At 53.2% G+C, this 19,136-nt stretch carries 18 protein-coding genes; 11 read left to right on the top strand and 7 right to left on the bottom strand.

The window, feature by feature from the left end; all coding sequences use genetic code 11:
• Window positions 1-54 precede the first annotated feature (54 nt).
• Entirely contained in the window at window positions 55-897 is an 843-nt protein-coding gene (locus AC2FI9_RS19600) for a fumarylacetoacetate hydrolase family protein (protein ID WP_496769994.1), read from the bottom strand.
• Between the two features lie 278 nt (window positions 898-1,175).
• Here AC2FI9_RS19600 and AC2FI9_RS19595 point away from each other — a divergent pair, with 278 nt between their 5' ends.
• The gene (locus AC2FI9_RS19595; protein WP_496769992.1) at window positions 1,176-1,778 is read left to right on the top strand and encodes a GNAT family N-acetyltransferase; all 603 of its coding nucleotides are present in this window, start codon (window positions 1,176-1,178) and stop codon (window positions 1,776-1,778) included.
• Between the two features lie 94 nt (window positions 1,779-1,872).
• A complete protein-coding gene (locus AC2FI9_RS19590) occupies window positions 1,873-3,642 on the top strand; it encodes an adenylate/guanylate cyclase domain-containing protein (protein WP_496726950.1) in 1,770 nt (589 codons plus the stop codon).
• A gap of 55 nt (window positions 3,643-3,697) precedes the next feature.
• Here AC2FI9_RS19590 and AC2FI9_RS19585 read toward each other — a convergent pair whose 3' ends face one another.
• The 4 genes from AC2FI9_RS19585 to AC2FI9_RS19570 all read right to left on the bottom strand — a co-directional run bounded on the left by AC2FI9_RS19585 (window position 3,698) and on the right by AC2FI9_RS19570 (window position 8,550).
• Window positions 3,698-4,558: a hypothetical protein gene (locus AC2FI9_RS19585; protein ID WP_496769990.1), complete on the bottom strand. Its 861-nt coding sequence runs from the start codon at window positions 4,556-4,558 to the stop codon at window positions 3,698-3,700.
• Between the two features lie 149 nt (window positions 4,559-4,707).
• Window positions 4,708-6,003 (bottom strand): gluzincin family metallopeptidase, encoded by a 1,296-nt coding sequence (locus AC2FI9_RS19580; RefSeq protein WP_496769988.1) that lies wholly within the window; start codon window positions 6,001-6,003, stop codon window positions 4,708-4,710.
• Window positions 5,990-7,348, bottom strand: a complete 1,359-nt coding sequence (locus AC2FI9_RS19575) for a TfuA-like protein (protein ID WP_496769986.1) — start codon at window positions 7,346-7,348, stop codon at window positions 5,990-5,992. Before AC2FI9_RS19575 ends, AC2FI9_RS19580 begins: the two co-directional genes overlap by 14 nt.
• A complete protein-coding gene (locus AC2FI9_RS19570; RefSeq protein WP_496769984.1) occupies window positions 7,345-8,550 on the bottom strand; it encodes a YcaO-like family protein in 1,206 nt (401 codons plus the stop codon). The genes AC2FI9_RS19575 and AC2FI9_RS19570 overlap by 4 nt, the downstream gene beginning before the upstream one ends.
• A gap of 640 nt (window positions 8,551-9,190) precedes the next feature.
• Here AC2FI9_RS19570 and AC2FI9_RS19565 point away from each other — a divergent pair.
• Together AC2FI9_RS19565 and AC2FI9_RS19560 are read left to right on the top strand one after the other, a co-directional pair.
• Window positions 9,191-9,502, top strand: a complete 312-nt coding sequence (locus AC2FI9_RS19565) for a recombinase family protein (protein ID WP_496769982.1) — start codon at window positions 9,191-9,193, stop codon at window positions 9,500-9,502.
• Window positions 9,503-9,637: 135 nt separating this feature from the next.
• Window positions 9,638-9,808 (top strand): hypothetical protein, encoded by a 171-nt coding sequence (locus AC2FI9_RS19560; protein WP_496770108.1) that lies wholly within the window; start codon window positions 9,638-9,640, stop codon window positions 9,806-9,808.
• A 1,058-nt stretch (window positions 9,809-10,866) separates the two neighbouring features.
• Here the strand turns inward: AC2FI9_RS19560 and AC2FI9_RS19555 are convergent.
• On the bottom strand, window positions 10,867-12,084 hold the full coding sequence (locus AC2FI9_RS19555) for an HlyD family secretion protein (protein WP_496742054.1): 1,218 nt from the start codon (window positions 12,082-12,084) through the stop codon (window positions 10,867-10,869).
• A complete protein-coding gene (locus AC2FI9_RS19550; protein ID WP_496769980.1) occupies window positions 12,081-12,461 on the bottom strand; it encodes a hypothetical protein in 381 nt (126 codons plus the stop codon). The genes AC2FI9_RS19555 and AC2FI9_RS19550 overlap by 4 nt, the downstream gene beginning before the upstream one ends.
• 397 nt (window positions 12,462-12,858) lie before the next feature.
• Between AC2FI9_RS19550 and AC2FI9_RS19545 the strand changes: the two genes are divergently transcribed.
• From AC2FI9_RS19545 to AC2FI9_RS19515, 7 genes are all read left to right on the top strand, one after another.
• Entirely contained in the window at window positions 12,859-13,866 is a 1,008-nt protein-coding gene (locus AC2FI9_RS19545; RefSeq protein ID WP_496769976.1) for a helix-turn-helix domain-containing protein, read from the top strand.
• 153 nt (window positions 13,867-14,019) lie between these two features.
• Complete coding sequence (locus AC2FI9_RS19540; protein WP_496718691.1) at window positions 14,020-14,310, top strand: hypothetical protein; 291 nt, start codon at window positions 14,020-14,022, stop codon at window positions 14,308-14,310.
• Window positions 14,311-14,708: 398 nt separating this feature from the next.
• Window positions 14,709-16,091, top strand: a complete 1,383-nt coding sequence (locus tag AC2FI9_RS19535) for a cytochrome ubiquinol oxidase subunit I (RefSeq protein ID WP_496769973.1) — start codon at window positions 14,709-14,711, stop codon at window positions 16,089-16,091.
• On the top strand, window positions 16,091-17,092 hold the full coding sequence (gene cydB, locus AC2FI9_RS19530; RefSeq protein ID WP_496769969.1) for a cytochrome d ubiquinol oxidase subunit II: 1,002 nt from the start codon (window positions 16,091-16,093) through the stop codon (window positions 17,090-17,092). The genes AC2FI9_RS19535 and cydB overlap by 1 nt, the downstream gene beginning before the upstream one ends.
• Window positions 17,089-17,190: a DUF2474 family protein gene (locus AC2FI9_RS19525; protein WP_496726963.1), complete on the top strand. Its 102-nt coding sequence runs from the start codon at window positions 17,089-17,091 to the stop codon at window positions 17,188-17,190. Before cydB ends, AC2FI9_RS19525 begins: the two co-directional genes overlap by 4 nt.
• 153 nt (window positions 17,191-17,343) lie before the next feature.
• Window positions 17,344-17,913 (top strand): hypothetical protein, encoded by a 570-nt coding sequence (locus tag AC2FI9_RS19520; protein WP_496769967.1) that lies wholly within the window; start codon window positions 17,344-17,346, stop codon window positions 17,911-17,913.
• A gap of 411 nt (window positions 17,914-18,324) precedes the next feature.
• Window positions 18,325-19,104, top strand: coding sequence for a serine hydrolase domain-containing protein (locus AC2FI9_RS19515; protein ID WP_496769964.1), 780 nt, complete (start codon window positions 18,325-18,327; stop codon window positions 19,102-19,104).
• Window positions 19,105-19,136: the final 32 nt, after the last annotated feature.

The raw sequence follows: 19,136 nt of genomic DNA, 5'->3' as shown, positions 1-19,136 counted from the left end.
TTTTTAGCCCTCTTTCTGTTGCGGGAAATTGTGACAATTGCACAAACAGGGGGCTCAGCCCTGCACAACGTTCTGCCGTTGCACGCCCAAGCCTTTGATGCCCAACTCCATCCTGTCGCCAGGTTTTAGATAGGTCGGCGGATTTTGGCCCATGCCCACACCCGGAGGGGTGCCTGTCGAAATCACATCTCCCGGCTGTAGCGACATGAACTGCGACAGATGAGAGATTGCTGTCGCCATGCCGAAATGCATCGTTCGGGTCGATCCATTCTGAAGCCGTTGCCCGTTCACCTCAAGATACATCTGCAGGTCCTGCGGATTGGGTACCTCATCCCGTGTCACAAGCCATGGACCTATAGGACCGAACGTGTCGGCGGATTTGCCTTTGACCCACTGGCCCGAACGGTGCAGTTGGAAATCGCGTTCTGATTTGTCGTTGATGACGCAATAACCGGCGACATGGTTCAAGGCTTCGGCTTCCGAGAGGTATTCGGCCTCTTTCCCGATCACCACACCCAGTTCCACCTCCCAATCGGTTTTGACCGAGCCACGAGGGATTTCGACCGTGTCGTTGGGGCCAATAATGGCCGAAGTTGCCTTAAAAAAGATTACCGGTTCCTGCGGCAGCTCCATCCCACTTTCGGCCGCATGATCGGCGTAGTTCAGACCTATGCAGACGAACTTGCCGACCTGACCGACGCAAGCGCCAATCCGCGGTTGACCATCCACTAGAGGCAGGCTTGCGGTATCCAACCTGCGCAATCGGTCCAGGGCTTCATCGCCAAGCAACTCGCCTGTGAGATCATCAATCACACCCGACAAATCACGAATTGCGCCCTTGGCATCCAGAAGACCGGGCTTTTCCGCGCCCTTGGGACCGAACCGCAGTAATTTCATTGATAGTATTCCCTTTGCTCAGAGCGCCCGCGGCCATCATTAGCCATCAGGGGTGCGGATGGGAAATTCCGTTGTATTTGACCGGACAGCACATTTATCGACCCCCTGCACCAAAAACTCAATTCTTGTGGTGAATTAAACAGAGGACAGAGATACTGTAATCTCATTTCGTAATTTTGAAATTTTTGTGCTAGTGTCCGAGCAGATTTTACTGATTTCTTTCAAAGGTACTATTTATCGTGAGCAACAATTCACAAAACACGTTCAGGTTGCGCCCGATGGAAAGGGCAGATCTGGATTCCGTTCTGAGTTGGTTTCAGGACGTTGAAGACCTTGCGCGTTTCGATCGTACAACGCGCGTGCCCCTCAATACATCGCATGCCGAAGAATTTTGGAGAGATTCATTTACGTCTTCCGATGCCAGCCGCAAATGTTGGTTTATCGTCGAGTCCTCCGCAGGTGAGGCCGTTGGGCTGGCCGGGCTTGAGTCTATCTCGAACATCAATCGCGATGCAGTGGTTGCAGTTTTCGTCAACAAAGCAATGCGTAGATCCGGCGTCGGGCTTCGGGCATCCGCTTTGGTGCTGGACCTGGCATTTCGACAGCTGGGGCTGAACCGCATAACGTCTTATTATCGTGAGGACAATCATCACAGCCGTGATCTTGTTGCCAAGATAGGATTCCAGATTGAAGGGACGATGCGTCAAGCGTGGTTCGCTGAAGGCGAGTTTCAGGATATGGTTGTTGTGGGCATTCTGAAATCCGAGTGGATGGTTCGCCGAAACGTTTTGGCACAGGAACTGGATGCGAATACAATCGTGACATTGGGGCCGAATGATTGCGCCGCCTGGTCATGGCCGCCTCAGATCGCTGAGGTGTGATCAGTTCCGATCAAAACTGCTTCGGTCGTCAAAAACGTTTTTTGATATATGTTAGTTACGGGTCCGCTATGAATCCGAAAAAAGAGTAACACTTGTGAGTACGACAATTTCTGACATTCCAATTACTCAACGGCTTGGCGCAGTATTGTTCGCTGATGTCGTAGGATACTCCCGGCTCATGAGCGAGAATGAGCTGGATACCTATAATGAATTGAAAGCATTGATTTCTTTGCTTGAAGCCTCGTGCGCAAAGTACAACGGTCGGGTGGTAGAGGTACGTGGGGACGGGATTTTGGCCCTGTTCGAAACTGCCACCAGCGCAGTGGAATTCGGGGTCGAATTGCATCAAATCGCAAGCGATCAGAATAAGACCCGCGCGCAGGATCAGCGAATCAAGTTCCGGGCTGGGATTCACCTTGGTGAGATTCTGATAGACGAGCGGGGCATTCATGGTGACAACGTCAATATCGCGGCCCGGTTGCAAGAAATAGCCGAGCCTGAGCGGGTCTATGTCAGCTCTGCCGTGTATGATCAGGTCTGCAATCGCCTGCGCTTTGGGTACGAGTTTCTGGGGCCAAAACAGCTCAAGAATATCATGAATCCTGTCTCGACCTACTGCGTCCGCAGCGAAGTGGCCGGCGCGACCATGGCCGGCACGATGCGCCCGGATTTGAAAGGGGACATATTCGAACGGCCGGATACGCCGTCGGTGGCCGTTCTGCCTTTCAGCAGCTCTGGCGGCGATGAGTCCGACAGCTGGATCGCCGAAGGTCTGACGGACGACATAATCATGAATCTGTCCAAGTTCCGGAACCTTTTTATCATCGCCCGGAACTCGTCGTTTTTCTTCAGGACACAATCGATGCCTCCGAAAGAGGCCGCGCAAAAACTGAATGTTCGCTATGTCGCGCGCGGCAGTGTACGTCGGTCAGCCAGTCGGATCAGGATTTCCGCCGAGTTGATTGATGCCAACACCGAGCGCACGATCTGGGGCGAACGGTTCGATCGCAAGATTGACGATATTTTCGACATTCTTGATGAGGTCACTGAGTGCATTGTGGCGGCCACTGCGGTGATGATCGAGTCGCATGAAAAGCAGCGCATGATTCAGGCAGTTCCAAACGATCTTGAGGCCTATGGTTCGGTCCTGCAAGGTCAGCACCACATCTTCAAATACACCCGAAACGACAACCGCAAGGCACAGAATTTCTATCAATCAGCCCTTGAGCGGGACGAGGGGTATGCCCGTGCTGCAGCAGCGCTGTCGCGAACTCTAAATATCGACTGGCGTTATTCCTGGGCCGAAGAGCCGTCACAATCGCTGGAAAAGGCGCTGATGTTGGCACAGCGCGCGATTGAGCTGGACCCGACCGACGCGCGTGGTTTCGGCGAATTGGGCTATGTGCACCTGTACCGCAAAGAGCATGACGCAGCCATCCAATCCTATCAGAGGGCGCTGGCGTTAAACCCAAATGACGCGGATATGCATTCCGACTTTGCTGATGCGCTAGCCCATTCGGGTGACAACGAAACGGCCATAACGCATCTTCAGCAGGCAATGCGCCTAAATCCCTATTTCCCGGATCAATACCTTTGGCATCTGGGTGGGGCGTATTACAACCTAAGACGCTATGAGGATGTAATTGAGACGGTCAACAAGATGAACAATCCGACCGAGGGGCAGCGTATGCTGGCCGCAAGTTATGCTCAGCTGGGTCAAACGGACATGGCCCGTCTTATAAGGGAAAAGCACCGCGAGGCACATCCTAACTTTTCGCTGGCCCGCTGGACGACCGTTCAACCGGATCGGCTAGAGGAAGATACGCAGCACTTTGTGGAAGGTCTGAAAAAAGCCGGGTTCTGAAAAGCAAAGGGGCACCCAATTTCGGGTGCCCCAGAATATTTCTCGCAAACCGGGCTTAGTCGCCGCCGCGCACCTTTGCGCCGCTGACCTTGGCACCGCTCACCTTTGCGCCACTGACTTTGGCACCGCTGACTTTCGCGCCGCTGACCTTTGCACCGCTCACTTTGGCACCGCTTATCGCCGGGCTGTCAAAACCGAAATAGATGTCCAGCAGGACCTGCTCGAACTGGCCGGTCATCACATCCATACGAAATGTGAAGTCAGCCTTGTCGTAGTCCCAGACTCGCATATCATTGGAAAACTGATAATCCGCCGAAGCAACACCAGAAAGCGTCGGACTTACTGGCGCACGAGAACCCTGACCTACAGGCGCATTCGCTTCGGTTGCTGAATCACCTTCACCATGTACCAGGAAAATAGTGGGTTCGGGCAGTTCATAGTACGTGCCTTCATATGCGAAGCCGTAGATCCTGGCGAGTTGGGCATCGTCATCCAGCTGTTCCGCAAGATGATTGTTGTTGCCGCGCCGTTTTCTGCGCCTGCCGACTTGCTCGAACTGTTGTTGCCCAAGATCAAATCTGCCTGTTTGCTCCCAAAACGGTTTTTGGGGATCGAACTGCGTGCCCTTCCGCACTCTGATCAACGTCCCGCGTTTAACTTGTGTTTTGTTAAACCAGGAGCTGTCCGTATCGTCCGCCACGGTGTAAATGCCGTTTTGATCCAAATTGGCCTGATTTTTCACCAATACGCGGTCACGCGGCTTCAATGTCACGCCGTCGACTGAGGCCCCCTTCAAAGGAGGTTGCATATTTGCGGTGGTGGCTGCTTTTACTTTGGTTTGTGACTGGATTTTTATATCTTCAATAATTCGACCAAACAACAACACTTCTGAAAAACTGAGCAAGGATTCAGCCATATCTCTCTCTCCCAATTACGGGATCGACGAAGCCAGAACCCTCATCTCCCCCTCAAAATAAGCTCGAAAAATATTCGAGCAAATGCGTTCCAATAAACTTCTTCCGATTGCATGCCACAAAACCGCTTAAAAATAAAGGATTTTACAGGTCATTCCGGCACCTGCGTGCGAACCGAGGCCGAGTGGCTCTCTTCTTCGGGATCGGGCAGACGCGGACCGGCAGACATCAGACCAATATCTCGCATGCGGAAGTTGCCTTCGATGATGTCGCGAAAAGCACCGCCAGTGATTTCCTGGTCGACCGCCAGCAGGGCCTTTTCAACACCGAAATAGCTGAGCATATCCGCATCCAGTCGCTCCCATGTGTCGGCCAGATAGGTTCCCAGAAAATCGCGCGCTTCAAGCAAAGCGATCCGGAAACCTTCCGGGTTTTCGGCATAACGGGCATCGAACACACCCTGCATAACCTCGCTGTAATCCGGAGAGTCTTCCAGTTGATCGGACAGGTGTTCTTCTTCAGGTGAGATCAGCCCATGCAGCAGCAGGCGTTCGTGATAAATGTCTACGAAAATGTCGAACATCGCTCCGGTCAACGGTTCGGAAAGATCGTGTTCGCTGGTCCATCCGGCCGCAAACTCTGACATGGACCGTGTGTTGGCGGCAATTCGGATTTGCGCGTTTTCCCCGAGTTCTGCAAACCGGTTCAGACGATTGAATGTGTAAAGGTTGCCCCGCGTGTTTTTTAACAGAGCGTCAACTACAGAACCAAAATGTAGCGACGCAAGAAGGGCGACCATATCGGCAGCTGACTCGTGAAACCCATAATATTCGCCCGACGCATCCCCATCTGACGGCATACCAATGACGCTATAGATAATGGCATGTCCAATTTCATGGGAGACAACGTCAAAGTTCAGGCTGTATGGCCGGTACTCATCTCCATGTTCGTGCGTGCCGCCTGTTTCCAGAAACCCCCAGCCAATATGTGCGTTATCCAGACTGGGTAGCAGGGACAATTCAAGCCGGTCGAAATCGCGCGCGAAATGCCACGGGATTGGGCGATCAAAATACCCTTGCCACACATCCATTGTAAAATGGGCCGACCCGAACAAATGCGCTGCTTCAAATGCGGGGTCGGATGGGGCAATATGAAAGAAATTCCCGAACTCATCGGGCATTGCGGGCGGCTGAATGTACCCGTCCCACGGCGGCAGATACATACCCGGTCCATTCGGACCTGGAACGATGGCACCGTAAGGTGTGGTTTTTCCAACAGGGTTGACGGTGTACATGCGCGGACCGGAAGGCCCTGGCCCAATGCTGCCTTGCGGAGCCGAAATTTCGACAAGCTCCGGTTGCGCGCCAGGTTCCAGAAAAGGCGATTGCGGATACAGCAGGAACCGTGTGCCGGGTTCTTCGACGCTTGCAGTCTCATGTGTGTTCATCAATCGACCCCTCGTGCCGGGTGGAAGTCACTTTGCTATTTGGAACCTCCGCACAGGAACTCCTGTGGCAAAACAAAAACTCTGCTTCGATCAATTCACCCAGTTCCACGCGCCCGGATAGGCCAAGCGAGGTTGCGTAGCTGTCCAGGTTATCCGGCACGTCCTGGTCAAGGCGCGCTTCAAAATACCAAACGACCATACGCAGACGATCCGCGCCCGAAAGGTGCCCATTCACAATCGCAGCTTTTTCCTTGGCGGCCGCCCGTTCCCGTAGATCGGCATACTTTCCGGTTCGTTTCAGTTCAGCCAGCAATGGCCCATCCAACTGGGTCAAACGCGCGGCGACCGTCGCATCGATCCGAGCGGCATCCGTCAGTATGTCCTCGTATTCCGCAAGGTTCAGATCATTGGCGGCCAGCCATTCCATCAAATGCGCTTTTTGAGACAATCCAGCTTTGGCTCTATGGTCCGTCATCTGCCGGATCAGGGCGTCACGATCAGGTTGCCGATCCTGTTCGGCGGCTTCTTCCTGTGCCATCACACTCAGCACTGCGCGGTTGCGCAATTCGGCGTAAAGTTCCGGGTCCAACCTCAACTCGTCGATCACCGCGTGGTTCTTTGCCTCGTTGGTGTCGATGCGGTTGCGCAACTGTTTCCACACCAATGTTGGTTCGGTCCGCGTTACGGGACTCTGGGGTAGGGTGCCCTGCGACAGGCAATCCGCCATAAGGGCCAGCATCGCGCGGGCGTCATCTGCTTTCGCATCAATTTGGCCGTCGGGTAGCCAATCCAAAAAGGCCGCTATTCCGGGTAGGTCGTTTAACTCTTTGCCGATGTTTTGCCAGATACGGTGCCGATAGTGTCTGGATTTCGCATGCTCTAGGATAGTGGCGACGCTTTCAGAAGGTAAAATCCCCTGAGCCTGAGCCTGTTTGACTGTGGCTCGGATAGATACCATCGGTGTACTAAGCGGTTGAAACCCCAGCTCTGCCGGACTGTGCAGAACCGCGACCTCATCGTCATCCTGCAAAACGCCGCTAAGGTAGTCCTCAAAGATCCCGCCAACACCGATCATTCCAAAATCGGCAAGTTCAGCGGCACGCAGGGCGCCCATGCTGGCGCTGCCAAAGACCGGTATCCCTTGTTCCATCGCCCACAAGATTTCCTTGTGCCAGACCGAGGGCACACCTTCGAAGAACCCATCTATGATCCCAATTGCGTGCGGGTGATCCTTGGCTGCGCGATAGACATCACCCTGCTGAACAGGGGGCAGGATCGCAGCATTCAACTGTGCGGCAACTTCGTGTGCTGGCAGGGTAGGGCCCACAAATACGACAACGTTCATGCGGTTTCCTGCCTGATCTGCAGCGCTCTTAGGCCCGGTACGTAATCCGCGTCGTCGTGCGGCGCTTCCAAGCCCGGTATGACCGCCCGAACAACCGATAGATCATATTCAGGCCGAGACAAGTCCACGATCACCACCTGAGAAACCCCGACGGCCTCTAACCTGATTAACAGCAAAGCCAGGTCATCCTCGAATGTCTTGGTTGAATGCGTCGGGCAGTCCTGAAAATTCCCTGTCGGAGGGGCGCGATCGATCAGATCCCGCAGATATCTACACCGATCCGTTTGCGCCTGATCAGTGAATTCTGCCGGATCCAGATCATCGCGCGCGCCCGAGATATAGGTCAGCCGGGTCTGAGCAGCCTCTGTCACCGCGCGCAGCAACGCGATTGCACGATCCGGATGACATCCGTCGCCGATGCCGATGTGACCAGGCTGCCCGCCAGCCTCGCAGATCACGCAGCGAAAACTGGCAATTCCGATATCCGACGTGGTGTTCCACAGCCCGATCTCCAGACTTGCGGTGGTGATTTTTTCAATGGCCGCCTGACATCGCTGATCATCGACAGTACCGGGATCAATACGCACGGTCTTGGATTGATGAGACCACAGCGTCGTTGCATCGCGCTCAATCAATTCGCAAATTGCATGACAACTCGCTTCGGCGACATTGTTGCCCGAAGCCAAACCATTCGTTGTTCTGGGAAAGGCGCGTTGTCCAGCGAGTGGAGGCGTGGTGTAGTCAGTGTCCACCATCTCAAGCGGAACCCAGCAGGTGTGTTGGCTTTTCAAATCCCAGCCTTCGACCCATAACATGTTGCCGTTGGGATCAAATTGCGCGCCAGTGACCTTAGGCAATCGCTCCACCTCCACAACGGTCGCGTCATCAGCCAAATCGGTAAATCTGGCAAACCGTTGCGGAAGTCGCACACGTTCGGCATGCCAGGATTCGATCGCTTCCATAACGCCTGAAGCTTGCGCTGCCTGCAGCGACAGCCCCTTACCAAGTGACACCGCAACAGATCGGGAATTGGGACGAGCGACCATAACAGTCGGTAAACCAATCCTATCCAGGCCGGTCAGATTTGCGATCCGAGTTATGCCCATTTCCCGAAGAAATGGTTGCACAATTCTTAAGGTGTGCTCGGGGTCGCGCAAACGGTGCGTGTCATGCACGTAGGTCTTTTGTGAATTATCGGTCATTTCATCGACCTTGCCAAAACAAACGTGCGGGTTCGCACAATATAACAAACTATACGAAAATAGGATGGTAGATGAATTCGCGTGGGTCAACCTTGCTGGTTTCTAGTAGTTATGTTCGAAACGTACAGGTGAATACTTACATCATTATATTTAACATAAGATCAATTATGCGATTTCATCGTCTGCGTTATTTTCATTGTTACCGACAATGGCGGCCATACGTTGAGCTTTCAGGCGTTACAGCGGGAATTAGCCGCGCATATCGAAACAGGAGGCTTGCTGGCAACACTGGCGGTTGAACATTCGTTCATCCTCGAAGCCAGGGACCGGATGAACATTGACCAATTTCTATCCAACGATGTGGTTGTGTTTGACAAGAGCCACCTGAACAAACTGTCACCAACAGAACTCTCTGACGTCTACGCACGATCTGCGAGGAGTTGGCGACTATGAAAAATCAAACATCCTGCCGTGTCAGAATGCTGCGTTCACTTTCGGTGGATCACACATCTCCATGTAACAATTGGGTGCACCACAAAATGACATCTAAATGTGACGCGATCCACCGTCCCATTAGGGTGGTCAATTCAACTATGTGACAGATTGAACATCACCCCTACCCTAATGTGATAGATACCAAATGCCCCGCATCGGATATGCCAGAGTCAGCACCACGAGCCAAGATCTCGACATTCAAACGGCAGCATTGAAGAAAGCTGAGTGCGAGATCGTCCGGTCAGAAACAGGGTCAGGTGCATCGCGTGACGGGCGCACGGAATTAGGAACAATCTTCGAGTTATTACGCGTAGGTGATGAACTGGTTGTTCACCGACTTGATCGCCTTGGTCGGACTACGAAGGATGTTCTGAAACTGGTGCATGAACTGAATGCCAAAGGCGCTTCCCTGCGGGTTCTTGAACCGGAAGTGAGTACAGCCTGTGATCTTGGTTGAATGGTGGTAACAGTGCTCGGCATGGTCGCTGATATGGAACTGAAATTCATCCGCGACAGACAGAGAGCGGGTATTGATGCCGCCAAGGAAAGAGGTGTTTATCGTAGCAGACGAAAATAAGTAGATGACGCACAAATTCGATCTCTTGCGGCTAGCGGGTTATCAAAGGCCCAGATCGCACACGATTTGGGTGTGTCTCGGATGACTATATTTCGCGCGCTCGATGCACCGCTTGGGTCGCAGAATGCTTACGACCCAACAATTGTGAAATACAAGATTGAAGGGCATTCACGCAAGGAAAAGTAGACGCTGTTTCCTGTCGGTTCGGCTTCATAGAATTGAAGATTCAAGCATTGTGGGGATCCCGTGAAGGCACTTGGCGATAGCTGGTCTATCGGAAGCATCTGCGGCGTTATCGGTCTTTTCACTAGGCACAGATGCCCCAGCAGGGTCGAGTTCACCCTTTGCAACTTCCAGTGCTTCTTTTGCACCTCTAGTGAGGCTATCGCCAATCTTAGTCATCGTTCTCTGCCAAAATTTTTGCTCATAACTGATAACATTTCTTATTGTGCACGTCTGCTAAGCGAAATGTTGTTTTCTCTTGGTTGCAAACTGTCGCAAGGGCGATTGAACAATTTTTCTGAACTCCTTCAGGTGACCAGGTTTTACAGCACCTCTGCCCCCCCTGCCCTCACGCTTTTAACGTTCTATTCTTCATTGTCTTGAGATAGCGAAGCCTCAAGCGCTTCGAGCAACATTTGCTCATGGCGAATTGGCATATCATCCACGCTCCAAGCGCGCCGATGGTCAGGCCAAACTTGTTCGAAAAGCTCCTCTGTCAGAACAACAAAGGAAATTCTTCCTCAATGTCTAAGCCAAGTCGGCCCCTTAGAAGCATGCTCGGTCAAATAAAATGCCGTATCTTGGCGCATCTCGGCGTCAAAACGTCTGCCTTGGATTGGCGGCAACTTTGGTCGTTTCATTCGTTTTCCTTTTAATCCGCACAACAGCAGGCACGGAGAAATCCGTGTTGGGTGCGGTTAAGTGGAAAACAATCAGGGCTTGATCTCAGCTAGCATGACATAGCCCTGTCGGCAACGTCGTTTGGTGGCGCGAACCAGCCACACGCCAGGCTTGATTGGGAACACCGTAACGCGGACAAAACGGACATTCCGGGGCTACTGTATGTGGTTGTCATTTTCCTGCATAAGATCACCTGAGCGGACAGTCAAATCGTTCGCCGTGTGGCAGAAAGCCGTCACATAACTCGCATTTAATTGACATGCGATCTGTCTCAAATTGTCGAAACGGCTCCCAACATTTGTTGGAAGCCGCACTTGTTGAAAATGGATGGAGTTGGAAAGTCAGGCGTGACCACCACCGATCAAGCCGATACCCGATGTCAGACCGAACCAAGCTTTGACCCGTAGACCGACCGCTTTGATGATACCCATGGCCTGAATCCCGTGGGCGACAAGTGTTCCTTCCATTTCGCCTTCAAAATTGGTGGTGTAGGATTGTACAATGCAACCGCTACCTGGAACCAAAAGTTCGCGGTGTTCTGGGTGCACCAGATCAAGATGCACAACGATCTGACCCCGTTTAGCCTTTTCGCTCGGCTCGATCAGGCGACCGCTAGGCGCTAGCTGACCGGAAGAAATCTGCTCCTGAATACGTACGATCCTTGCAGGAAGAACGGTATTGCGCATCGAGATGTTGAAGTTACTTTCGCACGCCACTTCCGCCGCCATACCTTCGTACAATTCAGTGCGAGAAACCTGCGAGAAGCCAGCGACGATACGTCCTCGCTCAACTTCTTTGCGGTCGGGTACAATTAGCATTGCCGGGCTCATCGCGGCTTGCGCTGCGCGTGATCCGACATTTAGGGTGACCTGTTCAACGACACCGTCGACAGAGCTGAGCGTCAATGTCTTTGACAGTTCCACCTGAGCCTGCTTCAACGACGCGCGCGCCGATGCAAGTTGGGCAGGCAGAACGGCACTAGCTTGGACTTGTGCCACACCAAGTTGCGTTTCCGCAGCCTCAACCTCTGCTTCCCGAGTACTCAAGGTTGCCTGGGCGCGTTCCAACTGGCTCACTTGAAATGCTGCAGAGCCCTTTGCTTGAAGTGCCTCGTGATCCATCAGCACCAGCTCAGCCTGTTCTCTGGCGGTAACTGCGGCATCCACCACGGCCTGAGCAGTTTGGACCTGCAATTCAGCTGCCAGTTTCGCGCTTTCTATCTCCTCAACTTTACGGGTTGCAAAATCTACTGCAGCTTGTTCCGACGCATTCTCGACTGCAAACAGCGGATCGCCCGGTTCTACACGATCACCGCCCTTTACGTAGATATCTGTTACTGTTCCACCGTTCTCAGCAACGACCGGAACAGTTCTGAATGGCACAAGACCTGTGTAAGATTTTGGGTAGTAGTAGAACACGGCAAAGAAGACGATCAGTGCTAGTACGAACCACATGAAGAGCGCTCGGTGAACGTTGTACAGGGTGACTGGAATCCCGCGCCATTTTAGGTAGATCACCCGCAGGACAAACGGAAAAGATGTGACGAGCAGTTCAATCATTTTACCAGCTCCTCTGTCGAAGGCCGCCACCACAACATGAAGTCGCGGGCGATTGCAGTCAGGATCAGCGCGCCTGGCAGCAGAATGCTGAAGTGGCTGAGCGCGGGCATCAATTCGTACGCCAAGGCTATGGTAAGCATCACCGGAATAGTTGTGCGCAGCGGAGTGCCGATTGATTTGCGCTCGGTATAGCGTTCAAAGCGGGCATAGAGGTGTACTACCAGTAGGATCGCAAGGAAGAGGACAAACAGGCTGACCCAAGCATAGGTGTCGGTCTGATTGGGCGCGACCCACCATCTCGGATCGCCGCCAGCAGCGAAGGCAGGAGTTGAGATGACGCCAAGTATAGGGGCCATCAGGAACGCGGGTGGTTTCATTTTTCAGGTCCTTTTGTTTCGCAGCCGTGCTGCGTGTGAAGATTTTAGGTGTCTGTGGAAATTCAGTTCTCGGTCTGATTTTGAGATGGTTCTGAGGGCTGTTCCTGCGGGACATAGGGGGGATCCCAGCGACGTCCGTTCGCTGTTTTTTCGCCAAGCGCCAATGAGCGCAGACCGTGGATGTTCCCCCCGGACCACTCTTGTTTGGCGGAGTCTTGGATTGCCTTCAGTACGCGGTAGTACCTTGCGAAGTAGATCATGGTCGTTTCCTTTCTGATGACCCGGACCTAACCGTCATCGCATCCGCGATCCTGAGGGTTCTGGACATTTGTTATTGGCTTCTGGACAATTGCAGTGACTGCAGGAGGTTGCGTGCAAGTCAGGGGAGGACGCAAAAGTGCCACGCATCAGCGCTTATAGACTGCAAAATGTAGGGCTGCGTTATTCGCAAGAGCCCGGCGCGCGGGTTCCGTTTCCTGAAGTCCTGGAAATGGCGGGAGCACCCTCTGATATCGTCGACAGCCCCGACGCCACTGTCGAGCTGCTACATGAAGCAGGCGCTGTGGAAACCGCGTGTCGTATTTTGGAAGACAAGACCTTCGCCGCTCGGGTCGGGCTTTCGGCACAAGGTCCCGGAACACTTCTGGCTTACATCGTGCGGGCTGCCGAAACGGTGGAAGACGCGCTGGTATTGACGCAGCGCTTTTATGCAATGCAAGACCCTGACTTGCGTCTTGACGTGGTCGGGGCGCCCAACGAGCCAAAGATAACTCTGGAGAGCAGTGTTATCCCGGCGCATCAATATCCTCGCCATCGCGAAATGCTGATTTTCGGCCTTTACAAGCGAGTGCAACAAATCACCTCTGGCGGCCTTGCCCCGATCTCGATTGAGTTGGAAACGGACGATGCCGAGCACTGCCAGCTACTGGCCGATTTGGCGAGATGTGAAGTCTTAGGCTTCAAGTCCGGATACGCCCTGGCTCTGCCCTCAAACGGCATGAGTTTTCGGATACCAACGGCAGATCCCACCTTATTAGGGCATTTACGCAGGCACGGAGAAGAGCAACTGAAGGCTCAGCCTGATGCAGTCCGCAGTCTGTCCGACCGCATTGTGGACATGCTCGGGGAGCGTCTTCCCGGACCGATACCAAACGGCGACGATATAGCCGGAGAGCTTGGACTGACGCGGCGTACCATGACCCGGCATCTGTCGGCTGAAGGAACAAGTTTCAAGGCACTACTGGAAGGGGTGTTGTGCGACCTGTCCAAGCGGATGCTTCGTAGCGGCGAGGGCGTCGCCCGCGTGGCCTTTATGCTCGGTTTCGCCGATCAGGCTGCTTTCTCAGTAGCGTTCAAACGGTGGACAGGTGAAACGCCGGCAAGGTTCCGTAAAACGGGCCGGTAGCTTTTTCTGGTCCATGCAATCCAGAAAGCGCCCAGATGTCCAAGATCCACAAAACCTTGTCCCGTCTCCAAAAGAAAGCAGGCCGTCAGGTCACCTAGTTCAATGGCACACAGCAGCCGCGGTGGTTGCTAACCCAGAACAAGGATGAACCCTATGAAGACCTCGAAGAAATTCTTTATCGCCCCGATCTCAGGCGCACTTCTGATCACCATGGCTGCTACAGCCCATGCTGACTACGTCACCGACAAAGCGATCAAAGGAGCGGTTGTCGGTGCCACTGTCGCCGGTATCGCTGGCGAAAGCATCGTAGGTGGCGCGGCCGCTGGTGCCGCGGTCGGAGCCGTAGGAGGTGCGATCCAAAAGGACAATTTTGAAGACGCGCAAGACGAAGCCCAAGAACGTCGCGACGACTTTAAAGAAGAACACAAAGACTGGAACGACTAAGACACGACCGCCAGCGAAACAAAAAAAGGAGAAATACCGCCGAACAAACCTGACCGGTCAGCATGCGCTGTTAGCATCCAGACGCTGTGTGACTGACCATCCCACACAGAACTCGCACAGTTTCTGAGAGGTTGCCATCCTGCTCGTAATCGAGCCGGGTGGCAACTTTGTTTTGGGCCTTCGAACGCCACACGTTCGCGGCGTTCTCGGTTTCAAATTTCAGTCGCCCATCTCGAACCGAGTTTTGTCCAAAACCCAAAAACAACCGTCCAGAACCCAAACGAACTGAAACAGCTACCAACCCAAATCCAACTCATCTGAATGACATCGACGAGTTGGCAGCCGAAACACTTCTGTTCACTGCCGCTCTTTGGAACCCAATGCCTAAGGAAGCGGCAATGAACCTATTCGCAAACTTCGACGCAGAAACCCTGGCACGCATCCAGTTTGCCTTTACCGTGTCGTTTCACATCATCTTCCCGGCCTTTTCTATCGGCTTGGCAAGCTTCTTGGCTGTTCTCAATGGCCTCTGGCTATGGCGAAAAGACAAGGTCTACCTGAACCTCTTCAACTACTGGAAAAAGATATTCGCCGTTGGCTTCGCGATGGGTGTCGTGTCCGGCATCGTGATGTCTTACCAATTCGGCACGAACTGGAGCGCATTCTCGGACACCGCTGGTCCCGTAATCGGCCCCTTGATGGCCTATGAAGTCATGACAGCCTTTTTCCTTGAGGCAGGCTTCCTCGGCATAATGCTTTTCGGTCGCGAACGCGTCGGTCGCGGTTTACACATGATGGCCACGGCGATGGTCGCCGTTGGCACGCTGATTTCGGCAACGTGGATATTGTCGGTCAATTCCTGGATGCAAACCCCGGCTGGGTTTGACATCAACGAACTGGGGCAGTTCATTCCCGTCGACTGGTGGTCGATTGTCTTCAATCCGTCCTTCCCCTACCGCCTGACACACATGGTTCTTGCCGCTTACCTCACCACTGCTTTCGTGGTGGCCGGTGTTGCGGCCTGGCACTTGTTACGCCGCAATCGCACGGCTGAGGTCACCCGAATGTTCTCGATGGCAATGTGGATGGCCGTTCTGGTCACCCCTCTGCAGATCGTTGCCGGCGACCTTCATGGTTTGAACACGCTGGAGCATCAGCCGCAGAAAGTGATGGCGATGGAAGGTCACTTCGACAGCCATCCCGAAGGTGCACCGCTTATCCTGTTCGGCATTCCGAACGAGGATGAAAAACGCGTGGACTATGCCATCGAAATCCCGAAACTATCTTCGCTGATCCTGAAACATGATCCCAACGCGCCGCTTGAAGGGCTGGACACTATCCCCGACGACGAAGAACCCCCGGTCGCGATTGTGTTCTACAGCTTCCGCATTATGCTCGCTATCGGCTTTGCCATGCTGGGCATCGGCTTGTGGTCGCTTGTTCTGCGGGTTCGCGGCCGCCTCAACGAAGATCGTTGGCTGCACCGGACATCCGTTCTGTTGGCGCCCAGCGGGTTCGTGGCGGTACTGGCCGGTTGGATCACCACCGAAGTCGGGCGCCAACCGTACACTGTGTATGGGCTGATGCGGACATCGGACTCACTCTCACAAGTGGATGCACCTACAGTTGCCGCGTCTCTGATTGCCTTCATCGTTGTGTATTTCGCGGTGTTCGGAGCGGGCACGTTCTACATGCTGCGGCTCATGGGGAAACCACCTGTCGAAGGTTTCCAGAAAAGTCACAAACCCATTGAAATCTCTATTTTGTCGGAGACAGCGTAATGCTTGAACTCTCGACAATCTGGGCCGGTATCATTGCCTTTTCCGTTCTGACTTATGTGATCCTGGACGGTTTCGATCTTGGAATTGGAATCCTCTTTCCATTCGCGAAATCCGACAAAGATCGCGATGTCATGATGAACTCGGTCACGCCTGTATGGGACGGTAACGAGACCTGGCTGGTCATGGGGGGCGGAGGTTTGTTCGCCGTTTTCCCGCTTGCTTATTCTGTGGTGATGCCCGCGATCTACATGCCCGTCATCATCATGCTTCTTGCGCTTGTTTTCCGCGGTGTCGCCTTCGAATACCGGTGGCGAACGGAGCGCGGGCGCTGGCTATGGGATGTTGCGTTTCACAGTGGGTCAACCGTAGCCGCCCTCTGCCAAGGCATCGCGCTTGGCGCGCTGGTCCAGGGTATCCCGGTCGAGGATCGGCTGTACGCAGGCGGACAATGGGATTGGCTGACGCCGTTCTCTGTCACGACGGGTGTGGCCTTGGTGATCGGGTATGCCTTGCTAGGAGCAACCTGGCTCAACATGAAAACCAAGGGCGAGATACAGCGCCAGATGCGTTCTTTTACCCGCCCGCTGATGCTAATGACGCTCGCGTTGATTGGCCTCATCAGTCTTTTGACCCCGTTCCAAGATCCGGTCTATCTGATCAGATGGTTTTCGTGGCCCGGTATCGTTTTCTCTGTACTAGTGCCAGCTATCGTTGCTGTTATTGCATGGATGCTTGATCGCGGCCTGAGGGAACAGAGAGACTATCAACCCTTCTTCTGGGCCATTGCCTTATTCGTCGTCTGCTTCATCGGCATTGGGATCAGCTTCTATCCCTATATGCTACCCCCAAGCCTCACGATTGCCGAAGCCGCCGCGCCGGATAAGAGCTTGGCCTTCGCTCTGGTCGGGGCCGTCGTTCTGTTGCCCATAATCCTGGCCTATACCGCCTACACGTACTGGGTTTTCCGCGGAAAGGTCGATCCAGAGGAGAGCTACCATTGAAACTGCTAAAGCAAGTTTTCTGGTTCAGCGCGATCTGGTTCGGCAGCGTCTTTTGCCTAGCGACTGTCGCTTACGTAATCAGGATGTTCATCACTTGAGATGGCAAGGACACCAATGTTCGCGCGTCGGCATGTCTAGATCACGCAAATATCAGTCCAAGCGCCGAAAGAAACTCCGTTCCGGCCTACCAAATTCCCAAGAACAAGCGGCTGGCTAGGTCGTCTCAAATTTAACAAACCAAGGGGGCTGTTATGCTTTCTCGTCCAAAACCAATATCCGTGCGGTGGGATCAGATTGATCCGGATCTGCCCAAACCACCTAAGCCAAAAAACCGGAGCGACAAACGCTCGTCTGGCAAGTTACCAAAATTGTTCACCGGGCACCTTGCCGCAGGGCTTGCTACCTTTGTTCTATTGCCCTTCACCTCGGCCCTAGCAGGGACGGTCACGAAAGACCTCGCTCCAATTGTGGACATGTTGCTAGTCCTGCTTTCTGCATTTGTTGTTTTTGCTTTCACAGCCGCAATAGTTTTGAAAGGGTCAACACTGCGGGCTGTCTTCGGGCGAGGATTGGCCTCTCTCGGTACAGCGCTCATCATTTCACCCGTGGGGTTCTCGGTCCTGTTCGCATTATACCTGCAAGACTGGGTATCTATCGTAGCGGGCACATCTATCGAGCAGGCAGGAAGAACAGCGATATCCCTATTTGGTGGTGTTTTCATTGCAAATGCCCTCGCAGGGGGATTGGCGTTTGGTTGTTTATCTCTGTTACTTGGGATTAGGCTAATGCAAAATCGTCCAAAACCACTTGTTTCGCCTTAGACGAGTGAACTTCCGCTTTGGGCTGACCGCGGTCTTTTGGAGCAAAAATGCGGATGGCTGCAAATTCCCCTTTTCAGCCACCCGACACCGGACGTTGGAAACCAGACGGCTAATGGCGGTGAGCGGACAAAGCCGCCTTAGGCTCAACGGTTGATGATGACCGGTCTCGCACGAAGCGGACCTTCATTACGAGCTTTACATCCTCCGAGATCCGGACGAAGCGGGCATTGCATGAGGCGACTAGCGCACTTGTATCAGCCAACCGGCGCTTGCGACTACTATGCTGTCCTACCAGAAGACTGGTCGCAGTCGTCTGACCGCCCCGCGGCCCAGGCACAAGAAGCTAGACACCAGAGCTGAAGCATAGCTGGATTGCTTAGACATTACCTAATCCTGCGGAGATCCCCTAAAATGAAAAGAAATGCTAAAAAGCTGTTAGTGACATCCGCTATTGCTATAGCTCTTTTGGGCTCTGGTGCGGCACGTACTTCTCCTACCGAACCAGCAAGCGCAGAGGCTGGTTCATTCTGGGATGAAACCGTTGAGTCTGTAGATAGAAGCCCATGGATATTTGAAGGGACAAATGTTTTTGGAGAATTAGCACGATTTCCACCGTCAGATTGGGTACGTACTCTTGAAAAAGCCCCATACCCAACTGAGCTTGAAAACTTAGTTTTTTTGGCTAGCAATAATGAAGAACAAAATATCAGAGATTGGTTGCATCAAACGCATACCGATAGTTTTTTGATTTATCACGATGGTAAACTCGTCGCTGAAAAGTATTTCAATGGCATGAGGGCGGATACGTCCCACCGCATTCACTCTATCACCAAGACAGTGTTGGGTATGGCAGCAGGGTTGGCGGTTGAGGCGGGGAAATTAGATCCAAAAAAGTTGATCACTGAATACCTGCCTGAGTTGGATGGCTCAGCATTCAAAAATACAAGGGTTAGACATCTACTTGATATGACCGCTGCTGTTGATTGGAAAGATGCTTCCAGTGGTTACTTAGACGATGCCGGTGATCTGTTCTGTTCCTTGGGTCAGGACCTCTCTGAAAAAGTTGAAATTTGTGACACTGAGTCTGGCGTTAAAGAGTATTTGATTTCTCTGAGTGACCGCGAGAACTTAGTAGAAGACGGTGAAGTGTCCGTCGTCAGGGATTTTGGGACAGATGGCGCTCTGATCTAAGAGAGGATGTGGCTCATCTGGTTGGTTTGATT

Source organism: Ruegeria sp. CDSA246, from assembly GCF_059611225.1.
The sequence above is the reverse complement of the archived record's forward strand: the minus strand, read 5'-3'. Positions and strand labels throughout refer to the sequence as shown.